This window comes from Paraburkholderia sp. UYCP14C (genome assembly GCF_004197395.1).
GTDB lineage: Bacteria > Pseudomonadota > Gammaproteobacteria > Burkholderiales > Burkholderiaceae > Paraburkholderia.
This window is the reverse complement of sequence record NZ_SELS01000093.1, coordinates 1-20,451: the sequence shown is the minus strand read 5'-3', so window position 1 is coordinate 20,451 and position 20,451 is coordinate 1. Positions and strand designations below refer to the sequence as shown.

General features: G+C 56.8%; 19 protein-coding genes and 2 pseudogenes. 12 read left to right on the top strand and 9 right to left on the bottom strand.

The window, feature by feature from the left end; translation table 11 throughout:
* A pseudogene (locus EVC45_RS40335) lies at positions 1–344 on the bottom strand (ammonia channel protein); the annotation flags it as partial.
* A gap of 46 nt (positions 345–390) precedes the next feature.
* Positions 391–729: a P-II family nitrogen regulator gene (locus EVC45_RS40330; protein ID WP_013088261.1), complete on the bottom strand. Its 339-nt coding sequence runs from the start codon at positions 727–729 to the stop codon at positions 391–393.
* A gap of 387 nt (positions 730–1,116) precedes the next feature.
* On the opposite strand from EVC45_RS40330, the gene EVC45_RS40320 reads away from it, so the two are divergent.
* The 12 genes and pseudogenes from EVC45_RS40320 to EVC45_RS40265 all read left to right on the top strand — a co-directional run bounded on the left by EVC45_RS40320 (position 1,117) and on the right by EVC45_RS40265 (position 14,085).
* Positions 1,117–1,371, top strand: coding sequence for an accessory factor UbiK family protein (locus EVC45_RS40320; RefSeq protein ID WP_129963693.1), 255 nt, complete (start codon positions 1,117–1,119; stop codon positions 1,369–1,371).
* 120 nt (positions 1,372–1,491) lie between these two features.
* Positions 1,492–2,637: pseudogene (locus tag EVC45_RS40315) on the top strand (YifB family Mg chelatase-like AAA ATPase); the annotation flags it as partial.
* Between the two features lie 134 nt (positions 2,638–2,771).
* The gene (locus tag EVC45_RS40310) at positions 2,772–4,613 is read left to right on the top strand and encodes a hypothetical protein (RefSeq protein WP_129963692.1); all 1,842 of its coding nucleotides are present in this window, start codon (positions 2,772–2,774) and stop codon (positions 4,611–4,613) included.
* Entirely contained in the window at positions 4,600–6,846 is a 2,247-nt protein-coding gene (locus EVC45_RS40305) for a hypothetical protein (protein WP_129963691.1), read from the top strand. Before EVC45_RS40310 ends, EVC45_RS40305 begins: the two co-directional genes overlap by 14 nt.
* A 16-nt stretch (positions 6,847–6,862) precedes the next feature.
* Positions 6,863–7,492: a hypothetical protein gene (locus tag EVC45_RS40300; RefSeq protein ID WP_129963690.1), complete on the top strand. Its 630-nt coding sequence runs from the start codon at positions 6,863–6,865 to the stop codon at positions 7,490–7,492.
* Positions 7,493–7,843 carry a hypothetical protein gene (locus EVC45_RS40295; RefSeq protein WP_129963689.1) on the top strand — a complete coding sequence of 117 codons (351 nt, stop codon included), beginning with the start codon at positions 7,493–7,495 and terminating at the stop codon, positions 7,841–7,843. It begins immediately after the preceding gene.
* Positions 7,834–9,921, top strand: coding sequence for a helix-hairpin-helix domain-containing protein (locus EVC45_RS40290; protein WP_129963688.1), 2,088 nt, complete (start codon positions 7,834–7,836; stop codon positions 9,919–9,921). The genes EVC45_RS40295 and EVC45_RS40290 overlap by 10 nt, the downstream gene beginning before the upstream one ends.
* Positions 9,905–11,149, top strand: a complete 1,245-nt coding sequence (locus EVC45_RS40285; protein ID WP_129963687.1) for a site-specific integrase — start codon at positions 9,905–9,907, stop codon at positions 11,147–11,149. The genes EVC45_RS40290 and EVC45_RS40285 overlap by 17 nt, the downstream gene beginning before the upstream one ends.
* 40 nt (positions 11,150–11,189) lie before the next feature.
* On the top strand, positions 11,190–11,576 hold the full coding sequence (locus EVC45_RS40280) for a transposase (RefSeq protein WP_168991637.1): 387 nt from the start codon (positions 11,190–11,192) through the stop codon (positions 11,574–11,576).
* Complete coding sequence (gene tnpB / locus EVC45_RS40275) at positions 11,564–11,911, top strand: IS66 family insertion sequence element accessory protein TnpB (protein WP_136624685.1); 348 nt, start codon at positions 11,564–11,566, stop codon at positions 11,909–11,911. The genes EVC45_RS40280 and tnpB overlap by 13 nt, the downstream gene beginning before the upstream one ends.
* A gap of 63 nt (positions 11,912–11,974) precedes the next feature.
* A complete protein-coding gene (locus EVC45_RS40270) occupies positions 11,975–13,555 on the top strand; it encodes an IS66 family transposase (RefSeq protein WP_129963685.1) in 1,581 nt (526 codons plus the stop codon).
* Positions 13,556–13,761: 206 nt separating this feature from the next.
* On the top strand, positions 13,762–14,085 hold the full coding sequence (locus EVC45_RS40265; protein WP_211193557.1) for a CcdB family protein: 324 nt from the start codon (positions 13,762–13,764) through the stop codon (positions 14,083–14,085).
* A gap of 166 nt (positions 14,086–14,251) precedes the next feature.
* Here the strand turns inward: EVC45_RS40265 and EVC45_RS40260 are convergent, their stop codons facing one another.
* From EVC45_RS40260 to EVC45_RS40230, 7 genes are all read right to left on the bottom strand, one after another.
* Positions 14,252–15,346: a hypothetical protein gene (locus tag EVC45_RS40260; protein ID WP_129963684.1), complete on the bottom strand. Its 1,095-nt coding sequence runs from the start codon at positions 15,344–15,346 to the stop codon at positions 14,252–14,254.
* Complete coding sequence (locus tag EVC45_RS40255; protein WP_129963683.1) at positions 15,346–16,605, bottom strand: hypothetical protein; 1,260 nt, start codon at positions 16,603–16,605, stop codon at positions 15,346–15,348. Before EVC45_RS40255 ends, EVC45_RS40260 begins: the two co-directional genes overlap by 1 nt.
* A gap of 249 nt (positions 16,606–16,854) precedes the next feature.
* Positions 16,855–17,055 carry a hypothetical protein gene (locus EVC45_RS40250; protein ID WP_129963682.1) on the bottom strand — a complete coding sequence of 67 codons (201 nt, stop codon included), beginning with the start codon at positions 17,053–17,055 and terminating at the stop codon, positions 16,855–16,857.
* 166 nt (positions 17,056–17,221) lie between these two features.
* The gene (locus tag EVC45_RS40245; RefSeq protein ID WP_129963681.1) at positions 17,222–17,962 is read right to left on the bottom strand and encodes a hypothetical protein; all 741 of its coding nucleotides are present in this window, start codon (positions 17,960–17,962) and stop codon (positions 17,222–17,224) included.
* 25 nt (positions 17,963–17,987) lie between these two features.
* Positions 17,988–18,251: a hypothetical protein gene (locus tag EVC45_RS40240; RefSeq protein WP_129963680.1), complete on the bottom strand. Its 264-nt coding sequence runs from the start codon at positions 18,249–18,251 to the stop codon at positions 17,988–17,990.
* A gap of 65 nt (positions 18,252–18,316) precedes the next feature.
* On the bottom strand, positions 18,317–18,835 hold the full coding sequence (locus EVC45_RS40235; RefSeq protein ID WP_129963679.1) for a hypothetical protein: 519 nt from the start codon (positions 18,833–18,835) through the stop codon (positions 18,317–18,319).
* 226 nt (positions 18,836–19,061) lie between these two features.
* On the bottom strand, positions 19,062–20,045 hold the full coding sequence (locus EVC45_RS40230) for a LysR substrate-binding domain-containing protein (RefSeq protein ID WP_129963678.1): 984 nt from the start codon (positions 20,043–20,045) through the stop codon (positions 19,062–19,064).
* Positions 20,046–20,451 lie beyond the last annotated feature (406 nt).

Here is a 20,451-nt window from a genome sequence, read left to right as displayed (position 1 = left end):
ACCAGCGCGGTCGAGGTCAGCATCCACGCGGTGTCGCCGGAGTTGATCTTCGATGAATCGACCGAGAACGGTGCGGTCGGCGCGGCCGGTGCGGCGGCAGCCGTGGCGGCCGATGCGTCGGCGGCGGCCGGTGCGCTTGCGGCCGGCGCGGCGGACGCGTCGGCGGCGGGAGCCGAGGCAGCCGGCGCAGCGGCTGCGGCGGAGGCGTCCGGTGCGGCCGCGCTCGCCGTCGTATCGGGAGCGGAGGCGGCTGCAGGAGCGGACGCATCGTCCGCGAGGGCGGTGCCGACACCACTCGCGAGCAGCGAGCCGGCCATCAGCAGGGACATCAATAGTTTGCGCATCTTGGTTTTCCTCTTGTCGCTATCCGTGTCGCTATGCTCTGGTCTTTTACAGTGCGTCCGCGCCGGTCTCGCCGGTGCGGATCCGAACCACCTGCTCGATCGGCGTGACGAAGATCTTGCCGTCGCCGATCTTGCCGGTACGGGCGGCGCGCTCGAGCGCCTCGATCGCCTGATCGACGATGTCGTCCGATACCGCCGCTTCGATCTTCACCTTCGGCAGAAAGTCGACGACGTATTCGGCGCCCCGATACAGCTCGGTGTGGCCCTTCTGCCGCCCGAAGCCTTTGACTTCCGTCACGGTGATGCCCGACACGCCGATCGCCGACAGGGCCTCGCGCGCTTCATCCAGCTTGAACGGCTTGATGATTGCGGTAATGAGTTTCATGAAATCCTCGCTAGTTGTTGCTGATCCGTTGCTGCCCCGTTGCGTACCCGTGACCGCGGTCTCCTGCGCTACCGGTAAAAGTGCCCTGGCAGTGCGCGCGGGGCAGTAACAGCAACTCCCATGCCATGTTGTGTCAGACTGCGCGTCGCGCGGGTGGCGCAGCGCGCCCGAACGGCCTTGTCCGAATGGCCAGCGGCGCGGCGGGCGGTGGCGCGGCGGGGGGATCGTTGCTAGAGTGTTCGAACGTTCTGAACGCGAGGGCACGCACCAAACACGCTCACGCGGCCGCGGCAGCCAACCGCCGCGCGCACCAGGATCGCCCATTCGCCGTAACGGGGCACGGGCGCAATGAAACATGCACACTTTTTGTGCACCAAGGGGAACACGATGAAACAACCTAACGACGTTTTTAACGACTTCCAGGCTCGCATCAGCGATCTGTTCAAGAATTCGCCGGCCAAGGACGTCGAGCGCAACGTCAAGGCAATGCTGTCCCAGGGCTTCTCGAAGCTCGATCTCGTCACGCGCGAGGAATTCGATACGCAGACCCAGGTGCTCGTGCGTACGCGCGCGCGCCTCGAAGAACTCGAGCGCCGCGTCGCCGAGCTCGAGCAGAAACTGCCGCTCACGCAGACGCCTTAAGCGCTGCTCGCAGCCTTCAGGCTGCACAGCGCTGCGCATCACCGGCAAGCGGGCCGTGACGTCATCAGCGTTTTAGGGGATTCGCGCGCGACATCAGCGCGCCGTCCGACGGGAGAGAATATGTCGCTTGCCGTGGTGCGCAGCCGCGCGCCGGCCGCTGGCCGCGCGCCCGAAGTGACCGTCGAGGTTCACCTCGCCAATGGATTGCCGTCCTTTTCGATCGTCGGCCTGCCCGACCTGGAAGTGCGCGAGAGCCGTGAGCGCGTGCGCGCGGCGCTGCAGAACTGCGGTTTCGATTTCCCGGTCCGCCGCATCACCGTCAACCTTGCGCCCGCCGATCTGCCGAAAGAATCCGGTCGTTTCGATTTGCCGATCGCGCTCGGCATCCTCGCCGCGAGCGGGCAGATTCCGGCCGATTCGCTGCTCCATCGCGAATTCGCCGGTGAGTTGTCGCTGACCGGCGCGCTGCGGCCGATGCGCGGCGCGTTCGCGATGGCATGCGGCACCGCGCGCGGCGCTCTGGCGAGCTCCGGCGCCGCCGACGCAGACTCCGGCACTTCATCCGAAACGCGTTCCGCGTTGCCAGCCCTGCTCGATCAGGTTGCCCCACAGGCCTTCCACACACCACAGCTTTATCTGCCGGCGGCGAGCGCGGCGGAAGCGGCGCTCGTGCCCGGCGTCGACGTGTTCGGCGCCGCCGATCTGCCGTCGCTATGCGCGCATCTCGCCGGCTCGCTGGACGCGCGTCTTAGACCGGTCGCCGCGCCCGAGCTCGACGAGCACGCCGCCGCCCCGGCGCCGGACATGGCCGACGTGATCGGCCAGCGCGCCGCTCGGCGCGCACTCGAAGTCGCGGCGGCCGGCGGCCATCATGTGCTGCTGATCGGGCCGCCCGGCGCCGGCAAGTCAATGCTGGCGGCACGCCTGCCTGGCCTGCTGCCGCCCATGACCGACGACGAAGCGCTCGCCTCCGCCGCCCTGCTGTCCGCGAGCCGCATCGGCTTCAAGCCGTCGCAGTGGCGGCAACGGCCGTTTCGCGCGCCGCACCATTCATCGAGCGCGGTGGCACTTGTCGGCGGACGCAATCCGCCGCAGCCCGGCGAGATCACGCTCGCGCATCTGGGCGTGCTCTTTCTGGACGAGCTTCCCGAATTCGATCGCATGGTGCTCGAAACGCTGCGCGAGCCGCTCGAAGCTGGCCGCATCACGATTTCGCGCGCCGCCATGCAAGCGGATTTCCCCGCCGCCTGCCAACTGATCGCCGCTACCAAGTGCTAGCTTCAAAACGTTCCTACCGAACGAACGCAAAAAAAACTCAAGCAATTCAATGCACTGTGTCCTATAACTGACGTACCGTGCTCGGAACGCGGGGAGGTATGCCTACCTTTCGGATCCATACGATGAAACGTGCGATCGTGAAGACACGGTCGCCGGTAGTAACCTTGGACTCGCCGTGGCTTGAAAGTCGATCATGGCTAGGGACAGCTCTTGGTTATATAAGCGACTACTCCATCTCTCAACCGATTGATTACGGTAAGGCACATTGGATCAGGGCAGTCATTCCGCTACTGTCGCGCGCAAAGTTGGCGTTGTGTCAGGCACCAATGAGCGACCTGTCCGACCAACAGGTTATATCGATCCTAATCGCGATCGAAGGCGCCATACAAGAATGTTCCCGATGGGCGAATAATTCGAAGGCCATAGCCTGTTCAGCTATTCGCCACCTTCTCAAAGTACCAGGCGGTCGAACGAAAGAAGGTACAGCGATATCCGACCTGATGGATCGCTGTCCACAGCGATTGAAACGACAGATCAGGAAGACTCCCCAACATAAGCCATCGCTACCATGGCCGCCCGAAACACCCACCCGCGACCTAGAAGTTTTCGCCGTCGACGAATTGCGAACAACTCTGACCGGGTATGCCAGAGCGTGCGAGAAAGAGTTCGAGGACTATCACGATCTTTGTAGGCTTCAAGGTCAATTGGAGATTAACCTCGAACACTCCTCCGCTATCCCATACCCCGAGTCGCGGGAAAAATTCCACTACTACCTTAACAATAAGAAACAACACAAACTTGACTTGAATGATGTCGCGTCGCTCTTGGCCATTTATCGAATGACGCCGATAAGAACCGGGTTCAAGAACGGGTACGGCGTGCAGCTGGTAGTCCCAAGCGCTGATCGCCTCCCTAAGCTGCCTCTGCTGGATCAGTATTGCCTGTCATCCACGCTTGCGCCGTGGTTCTACGCACGCCAACGACTGCCTAATGCGGTACTGACCGCTGCGTTCATTCTTTTGCTCGCCAGGAGTGGATGGAATATCGCTTCCGTCGCCACACTCGAAACGTCTGGACTTAAGCCCTCACCGACAAACATCAAAAGCATTCAGGCAGCCAAAACTCGTACCGATGACGATACTCCGGTTTTCGTGGTTGAACAGTATGACATGGCACTGCGCGATGCCCTGTCTTTGCTTGTGTGGAACCTCGATCAACTAAAGGCAATCGGATTGGTGCCGGAGGATGAAACAAGGCTATGGTTTGGGTGGCAAAGGGATAACTACAAGACACCGTTCAATCCGATCAGTGTCGGGCGTCAGAAGTCTTTTAGGCGCAGGTTCGATATCCAGCACACGCCACTCTCGGAGTTGCGCGATGCGAACGCTCAGATCGAGTATTTGGAATCAGGTGACATTGAAGCCGTGCGGCAACTACTCGGACATAAAGATTTAAAGACCACCTGCGACTACCTCGACGGCTCGATCACGTTCAAGATGCACGAAGTAATGATCCTCCGCTTTCAGCTTGAGCTTGACCACACCCTACAGTTCCTTGCAGACGAAAAAACGCCAAGCGCTAGGCCCAAAAATATCAAATTTGTACGAACCGAACTTCTGGTACCAACTGGAGACGGAGGTCTGTGCGATGATCCGTGCGACAGCCCATCTCCAACAATCCCCAAGGGCCAGAGCTGCGATGGCCTCTGGTGTCATGCGTTCGGTCGCTGTAAACACTACCAACTTGTCGTCACTAAAGAGTCTCTCTGCGATGCCGTCAGGACATTTCGCTTTTATTGTGATCGCTGGGCGCATCTCGTGGAAGAAAATCCAACTCGATTTGCATCCGTTCATATTCCGCGCCTCATTTTCTTACTTTTGGTTCTGAAGCTCGCTAGGGAAGCCGAACCCGGTCTGTTAGAGCAAGCCATTTCTTGTACGGTGAAAGGCTGTGGGCCAGCTTAAAAAAGCGAAGCTAAACCTCGAACAACCGGACATCCAGGCGGGGTTTTCCGATGGCGTCAACGTCAGGTACGAGTCCGGAGCATTGACATTCAAACTGAAAGGGAAGCCTCGCCGACTTCCAATTGACGGCCTGTGGCTCCCCGCAACCCCTGCCAATCCTCAAGGTTGCCGATTGGTCGACGACGCTGACCGTGTGGGAGTCTGCGTAGCACTAGCCGAGCTAGCCTTTCAGCGCTCTCGGGACCTCGCGCCCGATATCAGATCAATTCAGAAGCGCATCGCGGTGTATCGAAATACGCTGGACTTTCTCAGGTCGCGAGGCGTGTACCACCTATCGGATGCAACGCCAGATCACTTACAAGAACTCCTGAGTGAACTGGCACATGGCGGTTGGTATATCGCGCTAACGCTGCAAAGTCGGTGGGACATGGTCGCAAAAAATCTGACCGCAGATCAGCATAAACTCGCATTGCGCTTTTTGCGACTTCCTGTCGACGCGTCACCCGTAGTGGATGCTCTCCGGATGCCGTTTTGGAGCCGATCCGTGGGAATCGGCACAAAAAGCGTGCTACCAGAATCCACGCGCTCGATTCTCGAGTCAACGCTTCCCTACAAGTTCGCAACCAGGTGGTCAGCACGCAAGGAGACGCCGCCAAGCGCACCGAGCGCAGACCTGCTTGCCATGATACTAGGATGGATAAACGATCTTGCTTTAGTGCACGGGACAACTGACCGACTTAGTTTTCTTCCATATCAGCATCCGCATGACATCGCGTCTCAAATGGCCGAGGCCGGCGGCGGCAGAACCGAGACCATTACACTCGATGAAACTGTCAAACTAATGGAAGGCGCCTTCTATTGGATATACGAGTGTGCACCGCATGTCGTTTCGCTGCTGCAGGATGCCTCGCGCGAATTGCTCCTCATTCCAAGAAAGAAAAGGAAAAACTGGCTAAGTTCAAACGCTCACGCCATTGAACTTAGCCGATTGACCGGGAGCGCTATAAGGCAATGGTCAGCAAATCAGCGGGCTGCGCGAGCCGACTTAACAGTAGACGAACTAATCGCTGCTTGCCAGGGCGCATGCGCCGTGGTCATCGCATTCCTGAACGCGCGAAGGCATACCGAAATCTGCGACGCAGATCTGGGGCTGAGAACGATGGCATTGAGGCCCACCGAAATCGACGACGTCTGGGAAATAGACTTCTACGTAGCCAAAACATACAAGGCGCGACACCCGTTCTTCGTGACGCGCACGACAGCCCACGCGATCGAATGTTTGGAGTCTATTAGGAATGCCACCGTTCCTGCAACTGAGTGCCTATATTCAGAACGGTCGAAGAGCATTTTTTGGGCCGGCCGCCCAACTCTGGACGGAATAAAAGAAGACATCCATTTTTTTGCCGGGCTTGATGATAAGCGCACCAGAACCCTGGCCACTTTTATATCATCGATCTTTCCACAGGAGGCCTGTCCAGACTTCCATCTTCACGTCGGCCGTCGAATGTTCGCGCTCATATATATGTACAGACACACTGATCCCCGGATACGGGCACTGGGTCAGCATCTACGGCATTTCGCGCTAGTCACGACGCGAACCTATGTGACCGATCCTCCGCGTGGCGTTCTGTCTAACATCATCGACGGAAAGCTGGCCCTTGGATCTGGGGGTAGGGGAGCAGCCAATTCGAATTTGGAGAATTCACTTATTGAGGAGCTTCGTGATTTGGGCCGCCAGATCGAGCAGGCTGGCTCCGAAAAATTGCTCGACACGGTTAAGAAGATTACAAACGGTAGCGATATGGTGGGCGGATTTCCACGTCTCGTAAGGCATCTGCATCGAAGTCTATCGAAGAGCATAACGTTCACAAGACTTAACGAGGCGGAGCAGCAGAAGCAAGTCTGTGGCGCACTGACGCAGCGCGGCTACCGCGTACGACCGAAGCGCCACGGCGACTGTCACCTTAAGGACAACGTTCATACCGTGCGGCCCAAATGTGAAATGAACGGACAGCCTCATCCTGAACTGGCATCAGTTGTTGTTTGCAGCGGATGTATGTTCTTTGCATCTGATCCGACGTTTCAAGGTGAGCTCCATGCCGCGGAAACCCAGTGGAACCGAGACCGCAACGATTTGACGTTGCCTGTTCTCCAACAGAACAGCGCGGAAGACGCGTACCAGAATTTTCAGGCAATGAAGGTATCAAAAGAATCGCGAAACGATCCCCCATAGAAGCTCTGGAGGCGCCATGACGGGCACGCGAGTTGTGAAGCAGGCAGAAAAGACGAAGCAGGATGCAACGGACAATATCGAGCGAAAGCTTAATATTCTTGAGGCATGGGTGAACAACGGGATTCCTGTCATCAAGGCATCGACCGGACACCGGCTGGTAGATGCCAAGGGAAGACCGATGTACGATTTTTTCCCGCGAAGCCTCAGGCAGTTTAAGGCATGGGACGCATCCCAAAACTGCGAAAGTACACGCAACGCACTGCCCCAGATTCGCTCCATCGCCAACGATACGCTTGCTGATCGTCCTACGCTTGAAGAAAAGGCCCGCGCTTACATCGCAGCCCTTCAACAGCAAGCTGAAGAAAGTGCCCGTACTCAGCCGGATGATCAGTTGAGCAACCTCCGCGCCGAACTGAAAAGCGTACGTGCAGTGTTGGCAGTGAAAATGTCCGAAGTACGTGCAGAACGCCTGAAATTCATCCAATTACGCCGCACGTATGATGGACTCGCGAAGAAGTGCGAAGGTGACGCTGACGAATATAAGCGTGTTTTATCTGGACTGATGCAGATCAATGAAGATCTGCGTAGCGAGAACTCTACACTCTCCAAGAGAATCGCCAAGCTACTTTCGTCGAGGAGACGATAGATGACCACCAGCAACCAGGAAATTGCCCGCCAGGCGGCAACAAGGCTCTCAGCCTGGATCGATAAGCAAGAACCTGTGCCCCTCTGGCGGGGTAAGCCAAATCGTGCACGCATTTGCAAGATAGTCGGAATTACCCGCTCTACTGTGGGTTCAAACGGTGAAATCAAACGTCTTTTCTTAGAGCTTGAGCAACGTTTTCGAATCACGGCGAAAACAACGAAGCGCGGCAAAAATCACGTCGATACGCTGCACCGCCGTATCGCTGAACTCGAGGATAATGTAGTTCAGCTACGCGTTCTCCTTGCCTCCTACGAGTACCTCTTTGCCACAGGGACGTCCCTATGGGAATGAATTCAGCCTCCACCCATGCCGGCAATAGCACTATGGCGACAGAGGCCCTCCTGGTTAGCGCAACGTCCGTAAAGGATGTCGTTTGGTACCAGTTCGAAACAGAACAACGTTCGATCTTCTCCCGGGAGGACAAGTGGCCATTACGGCACGTTGAGCGGGACGATGTGTGGTTGCTCGAAGGTAATTTTTACGAAGATGACGTGGCCGGTGCCGAATTCCTTGTTCGCGGAGGTAGACTGGCGACACCGACCGGCTCTTTGCTTGTGCCTTACCTAACTCGGCACTGCTTTCCAATTGGACTTAATCTGGCCAATTGGCTGTGGCATCGCTACGGAAAAAACCTCGGTGTTCTTCTTGAAGAAGGCTTACCCCGCTCAACAAATTGGGCAAAAGCCCCTTTTTTCCCCGACGACCTGCGTGCCCGAATCGCGCGGCAATGGATGCTTCGGCTACAACTGGTGCGCGAGATAAACCGCTTCGCCTCAGTTCAAGTATCCCGGCCTCTGGCGACTCGAATCTTCGACGCTTATGGACCGGTGAGCTTTGACAAGGTAGCCGCTGATCCCTATCGTCTCACCGGCTTGATGGGGTTCGAGTGTGCCGACTGCATAGCAAAGTCGTCATTTGGACTTCTTACAAATGACCCGAGGAGACTGGTGGCGCTTGTCTTAAAAACTGTGGAGCGCGCGCCTGGACGGGAAAGCCTCAAGCGCGATTCAGTCGCTCTGGACATCCGCAAGACATGCGACGCTGATGAACAAACTGCCAGTGTAGCAATCGACACAGCGCTTTCCCGCGGTTTAGTTCTCGTCGAAGCCGACGGGCGGCTAGTAGTCAGAGAAATATCGTTGGCACATCAATATCTTAAATCATTTCTATCCGGAAGTCTGTCGAATCGACTCAGTGAATCGACAAGATCGGGAAGGCGAAAATGCCGAGTTCTCTTCGCGGAGAGCGAGACGCACGCTGGAATGGCGAAGATGCGACGATTGTTTCTCCGCCTGAAATCTCGAAATCTCCCTCTCGCCATAGCAACGTCAGAGAGCATCGAAGCGCGTCAGACCGCTTTGCGTTGGGAGCATGAAGTGATCGATATTAGTTCGTTACATAAGGCAGTTCTTGCTTTCGATGGACCCGGCACTGTAGTGATCGATCGTGCGGAGGAATTGTCTGTTGTCCAACTGGCGTCGGTCTTGGCTCGTCTTGGTCAAGTACGCACGCTCATCCTGCTTTGTTGTCCCTTCCAGCCGAATGAGCAGTCCCGATACAGTTACCTTTTAGATTTATCGAACCCATGCTCGGCGTCGAATCTTCAAGGTGATATGTTCATCGACCAGCGCGCGCTCTGTGAACAACCGATCTGCGCAGAATCGGCCCAGCGTCGCATCGAGGTGTTGCCATTTAACGCGAGTTCGCCTGCTCGTGGACTGTCAACGATTAATATAGACGATGGCGATATAATCGCCGTAGCAACTGGCGCCTTTGAACGACTTAGGGGACAAGGCACTTGTCTGCTGCTGGCGCCCACGACAAGCCATGTCATCGAAATGAACGAAACGCTCCTGAAGCGGCGGAGCACGCGGAGCGATGAACTCCAGCTCGATTTGCACGTTGGAGATCCGGTTCGATTCGATCGGACTTCTCCCGCCTCACCGGCACCATTGAAACAGATCGGCTTCGTGCACCAAATACTTTCCCCGCCAGTGCGCATGGATGGTGGATTCGGAGGCGCCGGCAAGCTGATCAGTTACCTAATCAAGATTCGCGATGATCTTTACAGTGTGAATCAGCATGAGCTGTCTGATCTGTCGGCGAACTTCGCTGCGACGATCGAGCAGTTACCTGGAGCCTATCCGGCGAGTCTGGTGGCAGTATTGACTCATCAGGTAGCCAATAACGCAAGCTGGGTCTTTCGAGCATGCATGCATAGTCGCGTCAGGCTCATTGCGATTGGGTCGACAGAGGTTTTGGACACTTTCCTGTCGACCTTGCGACTAGTCTGCACGGTCGTAACTTTACCTATATTAGAGACCGATAAAGCACTCGCGAAGGGAGGTTGGCATGGCCTTTCATCTTGAATCAGAGTGTTCCGCGGATGGGGTCGTCTATTGGCACCTTTGGGACGAAGACGGTTGTACAGTCGATGCCGCGTTTGACCATCTTCTCGAACTCGTCGACCATAAGGGAAGTTGTCCGTCAACGGTCGAAGGGAGAGCATTTGCATTAAAAAAATGGTACTCGTTTCTGCAAACGGAGAAAACGACCGATATCGACGCAACAGACGACACGCTTCTCAAGTTTCGCAAGCACTTGATGTCCCGTTCAGCTCCGAACAGATCTGATGACGAGCAGGCGCATAAAAGAACGGTCAACGGAGACCTCCGCTGCATCTATAAGTTTTATGTCTGGCTGCAAACTCAAGAGCACTACTCAAAAGGTAAACGCATCATAGGCACGCACGGCTGCCAGATAATAAGCACCCTCGTGCAATCACAGATGCCCGCAGTCAAGCGAACACGTCAGTCTGATTACCCGAAGATCTTTCATGATGCCGGGGAACGCAGCCGACATCGGTCTTCACATGTCTTAGATGAACGCGATCGGTCTGCATTGCACGAACACTTCCATGCGCATTGCAGCGAAGAGATTGCGTTGCGTAACTGCCTGATCTTCGACCTGTCATGGGAAGTGGGCCTACGTCGCGCTTCGATTTTGTCATTGACCATCGGCGACTTTGATTCCGCTAGAAGCACGACGCCCGCTGATTTCATTAGTGTCTGTCCAAGGCGGCAAAAATACGGCTATTCAAACAGGTTTCCCGTCCCAATCCACCTGGCAGCCAGAATCGTAAGGTATATCGATGGAGAGCGTGCGGAATTGATTGCAGCGACAGGATCGGATGCGAGGGAAGTTTTTCTCAGTTCGGCGGACGGAAGCCCTCTCAGCGAAAAGGGCGTGACCGTGGACTTTTATCGAGCCGCGAGATCTGTCGGTCTACCACTGCGCTCTGGATTGCATTGTGGGCGTCACTCCTTTGCAGACAATTTTGTCCGCAAGGAATTGGCGGCCAGGCGAGAGCTGGGACTCGATACCTCGGCAGACAGTGTTGCGCTTGCTCTTGCCGAGGCGCTTGGGCATGAGAGCCTCAACAGTCAGATTTCTTATCTCAACAATTTGCGCTCACTCGTGCGCCAGTCCGAAGTATTCCGCAATGCAATGCACAATGCCAAGCTTGCCAATGAAAATGCGGAACTACGTGCGGCGTTGTACGTAAGCGCCCGGTCATCCCGTCTTGAGTTGCGTTGAAGGTCTTGGGAGCATCGTGTCCACTTAAATAGGTGGACACGTGAACACTATCGAAGAAGAAGTGCTGCCTGGCCGGCGTCGACGTCGACGCTATAGCGCGGAGTTCAAAGCCCAGGTAGTGTCAGCCTGCCAGGGACCAGGCGTATCGCTTGCCGCGATCGCGTTGAATCACAAGCTGAACGCGAATCTGCTCAGACGCTGGGTGGAGCAGGCCGAAGGTAAGCGGCCGGCGCTGGTCACGGGCGATGAAGTAACGGTGCCCTCCGCGACGGCGCCAGCATTCGTATCGCTTGCGCTGGAAACGAAGCATGTTCAACCGATCGCCATCCGGATTGATGTGCGTCGCGCCGACCAGTCGATCACGATCACCTGGCCGGCGTCGGAGACAGCACAATGCGCCGCGTGGCTGCGTGAGTGGCTCGCGTGATCCGCATTGATGAGGTGTGGCTGGCAGTCGACCCGCTGGATATGCGGGCGGGCTTCGATACGGCGCTGGCGAGGGTGGTCACGGTGTTCGGCGCTGCGCATCCGCATCATGCTTACCTCTTTGCTAACCGGCGAGCCAATCGCCTGAAGGTGCTGGTTCACGACGGAATCGGGATCTGGCTGGCAGCGCGACGGTTGAACGAGGGGCAGTTCGTCTGGCCTCACGCGGGCAGCGAATCAAAGCAACACGCGCTCACGCAGGAGCAACTCGCCGGTCTGGTGGTGGGTTTGCCGTGGCAGCGCATTGGTCCGAACGGTGTGATCCGCGTCGTATGAGGCGAGCAAGGACGTAAACGGTGGCGCTTTTCCGGTCTCTAAGGTTCTGGCAGACTCGTCTGCATGAACCTGCCCGCCGATCTTAACGCCCTCAGCCCGGAACAATTGCGCGCGCTTGCCGCGCAGCTGATTGCCCAGGTCGAGGACAGGGAGCGGGAGATTCACGAGAAGACCAGGCAGGTCGACGAGACGCAACGGGAACTGCAGTACCGACAAACCCGTATCGACCAGCTGACCCACGAGATCTCGATCCTCAGGCGCCAGCAGTTCGGCCGGCGCAGCGAACAGCTCAGCAGCGATCAGATGAACCTGCTGGATGAGGCGATTGACGCGGATCTCGCCGCTATCGAACTGGAGTTCGAGCAGCTTCAGCCGGCAACGCCAGTCGACGAGCCACGTCAGCAGCCGAAACGCGCATCGCTGCCTGCACAGTTGCCGCGTACAGAAATCCATCACGAGCCTGACGGCACCGTATGCCAGTGCGGCTGCGAGCGTGTGCGCATCGGCGAGGACATCAGCGAGAAACTGGATTACACGCCGGGTGTGTTCACGGTAGAGCGGCATATCCGTGGCAAGTGGGTGTGCAGGAACTGCGAAACGCTGATTCAGGCGCCGGTGCCCGCACACGTCATCGACAAGGGCATCCCGACCACGGGACTGCTGGCTTCGGTGCTGGTTGCCAAGTACGCTGACCACCTTCCCCTGTATCGTCAGGAACAGATCTTTGCGCGGGCGGGGCTGGCGATACCGCGCTCGACACTCGGTGCCTGGGTCGGCGCGTGTGGCGTGCAACTGCAGCCGCTGGTCGACGCACTCCATCAGGAAATCCTGCAGCAGAGTGTGCTGCATGCGGATGAGACGCCGGTACAGATGCTCAGCCCCGGCAAAGGTAAAACACATCGCGCGTACCTGTGGGCGTATACGCCCACGCATTACAGTGATCTGCGCGCCGTGGTCTACGACTTCGCCGAGAGCCGTGCAGGCGAACATGCCCGCGCGTTCCTCGCTGGCTGGCAGGGCAAGCTGGTATGCGACGACTACAGTGGGTACAAGGCCGGATTCCAGCAGGGAATCACTGAAATCGGATGTGCAGCGCACGCGAGACGCAAGTTCTTCGATCTGCATGCCAATCACAGCAGCCAGATCGCCGCATTGGCGCTGCCATTCTTCGCTGCACTTTACGACATCGAGCGCGAGGCGCAGACACTGGAAGCTGAAGAGCGCCGCAGGCTTCGACAGAGCCGGGCCAAACCGGTGTGCGACGCACTTCATGAATGGATGGTGGCGCAGCGCAAGCTGGTTTCGGAAGGTTCAGCGACTGCGAAAGCGCTGGATTACAGCCTTAAACGCTGGGAAGCGCTGACGCGCTATCTCGACGACGGACATGTGCCCATAGACAACAACTGGGTCGAAAACCAAATACGTCCGTGGGCTATCGGCAGGGCCAACTGGCTGTTCGCCGGCTCACTGCGAGCGGGCCAACGCGCTGCCGCCATCATGAGCCTGTTGCGCTCAGCACAACTCAATGGGCACGAACCGCACGCCTATCTGAAGGACGTCTTGACGCGACTACCGACCCACAGGGCCAGCGACATCGCAACATTGCTGCCGCATCGTTGGCAGCCGACAGTGGCCGTCGACTAGTCCGATCCGTCAAGACGGGTTTGCTGGCCGCTTACCGTTGTACTACGAAAAGCGGCAACGTACTTTCGCTTAGCAAACGCAGGGCCGTTGAATACTCAGAGACTCATCTCCGGGTTGGTTGTCCCCTGTCTCGGCGCCGGCTCATATGGATTGGCCGACGATGAGCCGTGAGCTATTTGCTCGCTGAGAGTGGCTGATAGTAGGCGTTGCCCGAGCCTTGCAATTACCCCATATTCTTTAAGGGCAAGCTCATATCCAAATTGAATGTCGGTTACCTGCTGAATGTGCAGGCCGATACGATGGGCCACCTCGACTCCCGGGTCGTGATCCCGCTGGTGCCGCTGGCCGAGTTGCAGAGGCCAGCGACCCGCCTCAATCCGGTGGTCGACATCGACGGCGAGCCGTATGTGATGCTGACGCAGTCGATGGGCGCCGTGTCCGTCAAGCTGTTAAAGCAAGGTGTCAGCAGTCTCGCTGACCGGTACGACGAAATTGTCGCGGCGATGGACCTGCTGTTGCAAGGATTCTGACCGGCTTAAACCCACGCCCGCCGTGCTCCCGATTTTCGGAGAGCCGGCGGGTTTTATTTTTGTGCGCGCACTCCGGTGGGCTAACGGGCCAAGTCCGGTGAGTGACCTTCACGAACCGCACACCAGGTTGGGAGAGCGCGACGACGGACTCCGGGACCCACAGACACTATATCAACCGATCGGTACGGGCTTCCGCGTCCAGCAAGCCACCGTTGTGCGCATGGTGAGCGATCGAAAGATGCGTTCTATCAATCCCCCAGTAATCGAGCAAACACCCAAGAAACGCGCGTACCTCGGTGGACGCGCTGCTGTGATGCTTAAAGTCTCGAGCCATTGCGAGCGATTCGAACTCGCTTGCCGTCTGAAATATTGATCCGAGGACGTCACGTCGGGAAAAGTAGTCACCCAGAATTGAGGTCGGGATTTCGTCGAGACTGTTCTCGATCTTTGACTTCACCTGTGTCGCGATCGCGCGCCCTTCATTCGCATAGGCGGAAACCAGTCCAATTGATAGATCAACGAGTTTCTTCAGGCCGGTCCGGCCCTTCGATCCATAGGTGAAGCCTTCCGCGATGAGTTTGCTTCGCTCAGCGGATTCAGTAAATGAAAGATCGCGCAGCTCGTAGTCGACTCCAATCGCGATAAACGCGCACAACAGATAAAGGCATCGCAAGGCTTTGTTAGCCTGGGTCTGACGCGTAGTCGCCTGTTCGACGAAGTAACGCCCCTCGGCTAGCCATTCAATGCATGTATCGAATGACGGCCCGCGGGCGAGCAGGCCTTTGTTTTTCCGCATCCGCGCTTTCCAGTTTCCTTCGAATTTATCGAGTGGATTCTCTCCGATCACGGCGATGAATTCTTCGTCGGAAAGACGCTGCTCAAGGTGTGCACCTTTATTTTCCAGCTTCCCAAGAAAGGTTCCATCTAGGACCAGCACATTAGATTCCCGACCGAAGTCCTTAACCTCCTGTCGCTTATCAGTGGTTGCCACAATGGCTCGATTCGCACCTATCGCGCGCTGCAGACCCGCACACCAGAAAATCCGTTCGATCGCCTGAGGGGTTTTCTTGTTTTTAATATCTACGATTGCGATTTCGCGCGAGACCGATGATGCACGGCCATACAGCCAGCAATCTATGTCCGTGACGTCAAAGCCCTCGTAGGTGAACGGGACGCCACGAACGACAAAATAGCCGGCCTTGATGAAATACGCGCGTAAAGCTTCTTCCAACATCGCGCCTTTTGCCAGGGTTTCTGCCATTACCTTGCTCCGGTGGTCCGCAGGACGCGCAGGATGTCATTCGTCACGGTCGGCGACTCTTTGACCTGCTTTTTGCGCACGATTTGCTGGTTTTCTTCGGGGCCCCGATATCGTGAGACCGCGGCGCTGGGTAATGCATCAAGAGATTGCTCGCTGGCATCGCCCTGCATGATCACTTGCAATGCCAACTCTCCCACCTCTCGCTTCAGCAGCCACATCATTGGCCCTTTCCGCCCGTTCTTTGCGCCGTCTTTCACCTGCACAACGCCCTTGACTTCGAGAATTCGGTAATCCTGCGCGATTGCGGGAACCGGGCCGATCGGCTCGCCGCGAATCAATGTCCGTATTAACGCTGCGACAAAATCTATGCGACCTCTGTGACTTGGACTTTTCGTCATGCCGTAGGTGATGGAGCTAACGAAGGCTTTCGCCAAGTCGAAAGCGTCGTCGACCGTAGAGGTACTGAACTTGCTGAACGCGGACGGAAGCGTTACAAACCCCGTTTCCTCCTGCGGGTTGCTTACGACGTTGATGTCGAACAATCCCACAGACATGATTTTTTCGAAAAGCGCATCGCCGAGCATCCGTCGGATCTCGGTGACTTCGATACAGCCGCGTTGTTGCAGCTGCGTCGTAGCGTCGTTGAGAAGTCTCTGGTCCGCGGAGCCAAGGGAGTCTAAAACCCGCTTAATTTTCTCCGTGTTGTCTCGCCGGAACAAGTTGCCATTGAAGAACAACTGTTGACCGCCAGACAGAGACTCCACGTCAACGAATCCGACGTCGCTCGACTCGCTGATCGCTTGCTGCGCAAGCGTCTTGGTCAGTTTGTGTTCATCCCCGATTTGCAGCGCTTCGTTGTAGTCGAGGGGAGCTTGAGATGCGGCCTCTGCGAGCGCGAGTGCAGCGTTCTCGATCGGTGTGGGATCGCTGATCGCGAACAATCGTGCGGTATGCATCAGCGTCGCGGCCTGAGTTGTAACCCCGAGAACGCTCACGCCGTTAGCCGTTTGATCTATGAGTTCTCGTTCCTGAAGCTTAGTCAGCAAGCCCGGCAATTCGAGAGGCGTGATTTTCGAAGCGGTCGCAAGCGCGTTGACGCGCTCGCGGGAAAGCTCGCTTGCTTTGTCGGCTGATATTGCTGACAGAAGGATTCCAGCTTTTCCGGCGATATAGATCCGATCGTAGCCCGGGAGGTATTCGGCGCGCTGCAGCCGCTGCGTATGGTGGATCAGCCAAGATCCGGTCGTTTTTTCGTCCACGTCGTATCCCCGATAGGCGCAACGTCCGCCTCAATAAATCCCTGCTCTAATAGTCTGTAATACGGTGCTTCGCAAGGCGGCAAACTGCTTGACGCACGTCGAAGATTTCAGCACCGAAAGAGTGACCGCAAATTTATCATGTCTGTGCCGGCTTCGAACACGCCCTGCGGCGGACGACAGGATCGAGACACGTCATTTGGCATAATGAAATCAGCAAGGCGCACTATTTTTTAGCTTGATCAGGCTAAATCATCCGTGTGGTTGATCAGAGCAGGATTCTTTCGCGAAACCATCGATCACCTCCAGCTCGCCCTCAGCCCGCGTAACGAACGCTTTGACCTCGACGCGGAATTCCGTAAGCGCGTCAGCGGCGGTCATATCGCGCAGAAGTGCGAACCAAGCTCTGCCGGTTTTCACATAATTCTGCGGGATCGGTTTTCGGTTCTGCATGAAGGGGTCTCGAACTCGTCGGCGTTGGTGTCCCGCGGTGAGCGGGATGACTCCCGCCGACCGCCGCCAGCGGCCAGCGGCCAGCGGCCAGCGGCCATGCCGAATGGTACGCGCCCGCCACATCTTGGCGATCGGAGGGAATTGCCTGTCGATTGACGCACACGGGCTACGCGGCCGCGCCAGAAGACGCATTCTCGTCGACTGTTTTGGTCTCGCGCGGGTGCAGGGTCCATGCCGCGATCAACTCACACTTCTCGCCGTCCTGAAGCGGGTCGGACAACTTTATCCCCCAGTTGATTCCCTCGTAGCTTTTCCGCTCATAGCTGAGCAGGTTCTGCAGAATCCGAGCCTCGTAGTGCCGGAAGAAATCGTCAAGCTCGTCGCGCGAAAACGTCACTGCTCGTTCGCCTTCCCAGCGCTGGTGCGGATCCTCGGTAATAAGATTCTTCAGGCGGGCCCAGTCGTAAAACTTGAGATCCCATATCGCTCTTTGCGTGCGATCGTGATCGGCGTAGGCGCGGTAAAAGCCGAGCGCCTTCTGGCTGGCCTCGTCGCTAAACCGATGGCCGTCTTTGGGCGACAGCTTGGTCACAAAGCATTGCATGAGCGCATGCGCCACTTCCATCGTCACACGCAGTGGCACTGGCCGTGCCCGTAAGCCGCGTGTGGACGGTGTCGAAAGCTGGATGAGCTGACCAAAGACGATCATCGCTTCTCGCGCAGTCGCCATCTGATGATCGCGCGACGTGTCATCATGGACCGCACCCACGAACGTTTGCACAGCGCGATCCAGTTCATCGACCACATCGACGAATTCGCGGTCCACGGAATCCTTCATGAACCGGATGACATAGTGGTCGATTTTGACGTCCTTGGCACCCCAAGGCGGCAATGCTGGCTGATTCATTTCATTTCCTCTTGCGGTCCTGTCGTCAATGCGGGCCGCGCGTCGATGTATATCGTGTGGGCATCAGTGATCGCAGTTTTTCGACATAGACGATCATCTCGCCGAGCCACTCGACAAGTTCGGCAAAACGTACGACATGCTCGCCAATGCGGAGTCGATCGATGACGACGACCGTGTCTGCGAGTTGTGGGGGATCCGTCCGCGGATGTTCTTCCCCCGTTGGTTGCACCATGTATGGAAGATCCTCCGTCAATTTTCCCTTGGCGAGAAGCTCTTCAATGTGCTCCATTTGTCGCGCGCGGCTTTCAGTTTACCTGTGACGGTGCCACTGTACTGTCACGCGGCGATCGGGATTTAAGGGAGATCCGGATTCCGCCCGTTGAGCCAGTCCGACCAGTCCCATGCATAAATGCAGTCGCCGCAGCCATCCGGGTCGAACAACGGCAAGCACCACATCCGCCACCACTCCCTCAGTTCATCCTGCAAGGGCTGAGGCACGTCCGCGATCCGTACGGCGTACGGCTTGCCTGCGTCCTCAATCACAGGGACGACTCGCTGCAGAACCTGAAGGTCCTCCCGGGTCAGCGGAGTGTGTAGGCCCAGCGCGAACCGCAGCCGCCGTCGTTCCCATTCCGGCCGCAGAAACCGGTGAGATCTGAAAGCGTCAGCGCTCCAGCCATGCTTCGCCACTATCGTACGTCGGGCGCCAGCGGGCAGACCCAGAACATGCTTCATCTCGTAACGTTCGACGCCGCTCGCCAGTGCGAACAACTGGTCGTCGTCCGGCGTGCCGGGCGCCGGGTCAAGTCCAGCCAGATCGAGGAGCGCCTGTCGAGCTTCGCGATACTCCTGGCCATTCTGGATGAGTCGCATAGTTATGGTCCTGCCTACACATGAAATGGTGCCAGTGTACCGGCCCGCGGGCCATTCTGGGCGGGCCGTAGCGGCGTTGTCCCGGGTTCTACCCATTCAATACCCGGCGTAAACTATACTCAATGAAAATGAGCAGGGTACTTACTCGAGTATCTATACTCAAGTCACTATGCTCAATCTGACAGTGAGGCAACTTATCTCCAACTTTATTCCGAGCACACACACCTCATATTACTGACGGTGTCGAAGCGATAGATGACAATTCACTGTCATTTTCGCTCATGGAAGCATTGGGAGTATCGGTACGAGCATCTTCCGCATTCTCAGCCATTGCGACCTGTTCCAACATCCATTTTCGAAACGCAGCGATCTTCCACTCTTCCGATCGATCTTCGTTCGTGACGAGATAGTATGCAAAATTCGTCGGCCATGGCGTACGCAGCAGACGTACCAACCGCCCGTTAGCAATCTCGGCCGATGCGTGTACATCCGAAACGAGCGCAATACCTTGGCCAGCAACGGCCGCCTTGATCAAAAGAGCGTCGTCGCAAAAACTGGATCCACGCCGTGCCGACGCATTTTCGATTCCCTGAGCCCGCAACCAGAGCGCCCAGTCTGCTCGATCCGCATCCTGAAGAAGTGGGTATTGCAAACAGTCGACTGGCTCTAAAACCGCGGGGCCAGAGCCGAGGAGCCCCGGCGAGCACACCGGCACCATCGCCGGGGTCCAAAGCTTGGTCACGGCGTGCTGTGGGTAGTCACCCAGTCCGTGGCGTATCGCCACGTCAACGAAATCTCTCCGAAGATCGATTAGACGAGGACTCGTTTCGATGTTTATTTCTATGTTCGGCCACTGCTTCGTGAAGCCCCCTATCCGAGGTGCGAGCCAAGAGTTCGCAAATGACGCGGTCGTGCTAATCGTGAGCTTAGTTATTCTCGAGGTCGGGGCATGAGTGTTTTCCCATGCATGATGTATCTCTTCGAAAGCGCGAGACAACTGCTCGAAAAGGCTTCGACCCGCATCCGACAGATGAAGCTCTCGATGGGCGCGTTCGAAAAGGCGTACTCGCATCCTATCTTCAAGGGCTTTAATTTGCTGACTAACCGCACCTGGTGAAACACATAGCAATTCAGCAGCCCGTTTCATACTACCTGATTTACCTACCTCGATAAATGTATGCAAAGCGGAAAGCGGGGGAAGGTTGCTCATTTCTTCTATCCACAGATGCGAATTAAAGTTCAATATCTTCGCTCGCGCCTCACCATGCAGTTACCTATTAGCGAGCCGCAAGCCGGAACTGACATATTGCTTGGAAAAAGAGGATTGGCCTGTGTTTATTCGATGAATTTTATAAAGCATCAGCCTAGCATTACACGTAATGCTGATGGCGGTAGTTTTTGCGCGAACATTTAACTAGAATTTCTCGGAATAAAATCTAATGTCGTGTGTTTAGGTTTGTGGTTTGCTCCCTCCAGAGCTCGTAGCGCGGTGCGAAGGTCGCAATTTTCATCAATGCACGTTTCGGTTGCAAGGCGAACTGTATCGGCTCCGGTTGTCTGGACAAGCTTTTGCAGCTCAGGCGGCCAGCTTCATCAGCCTTTCCTGACGGGCTTCG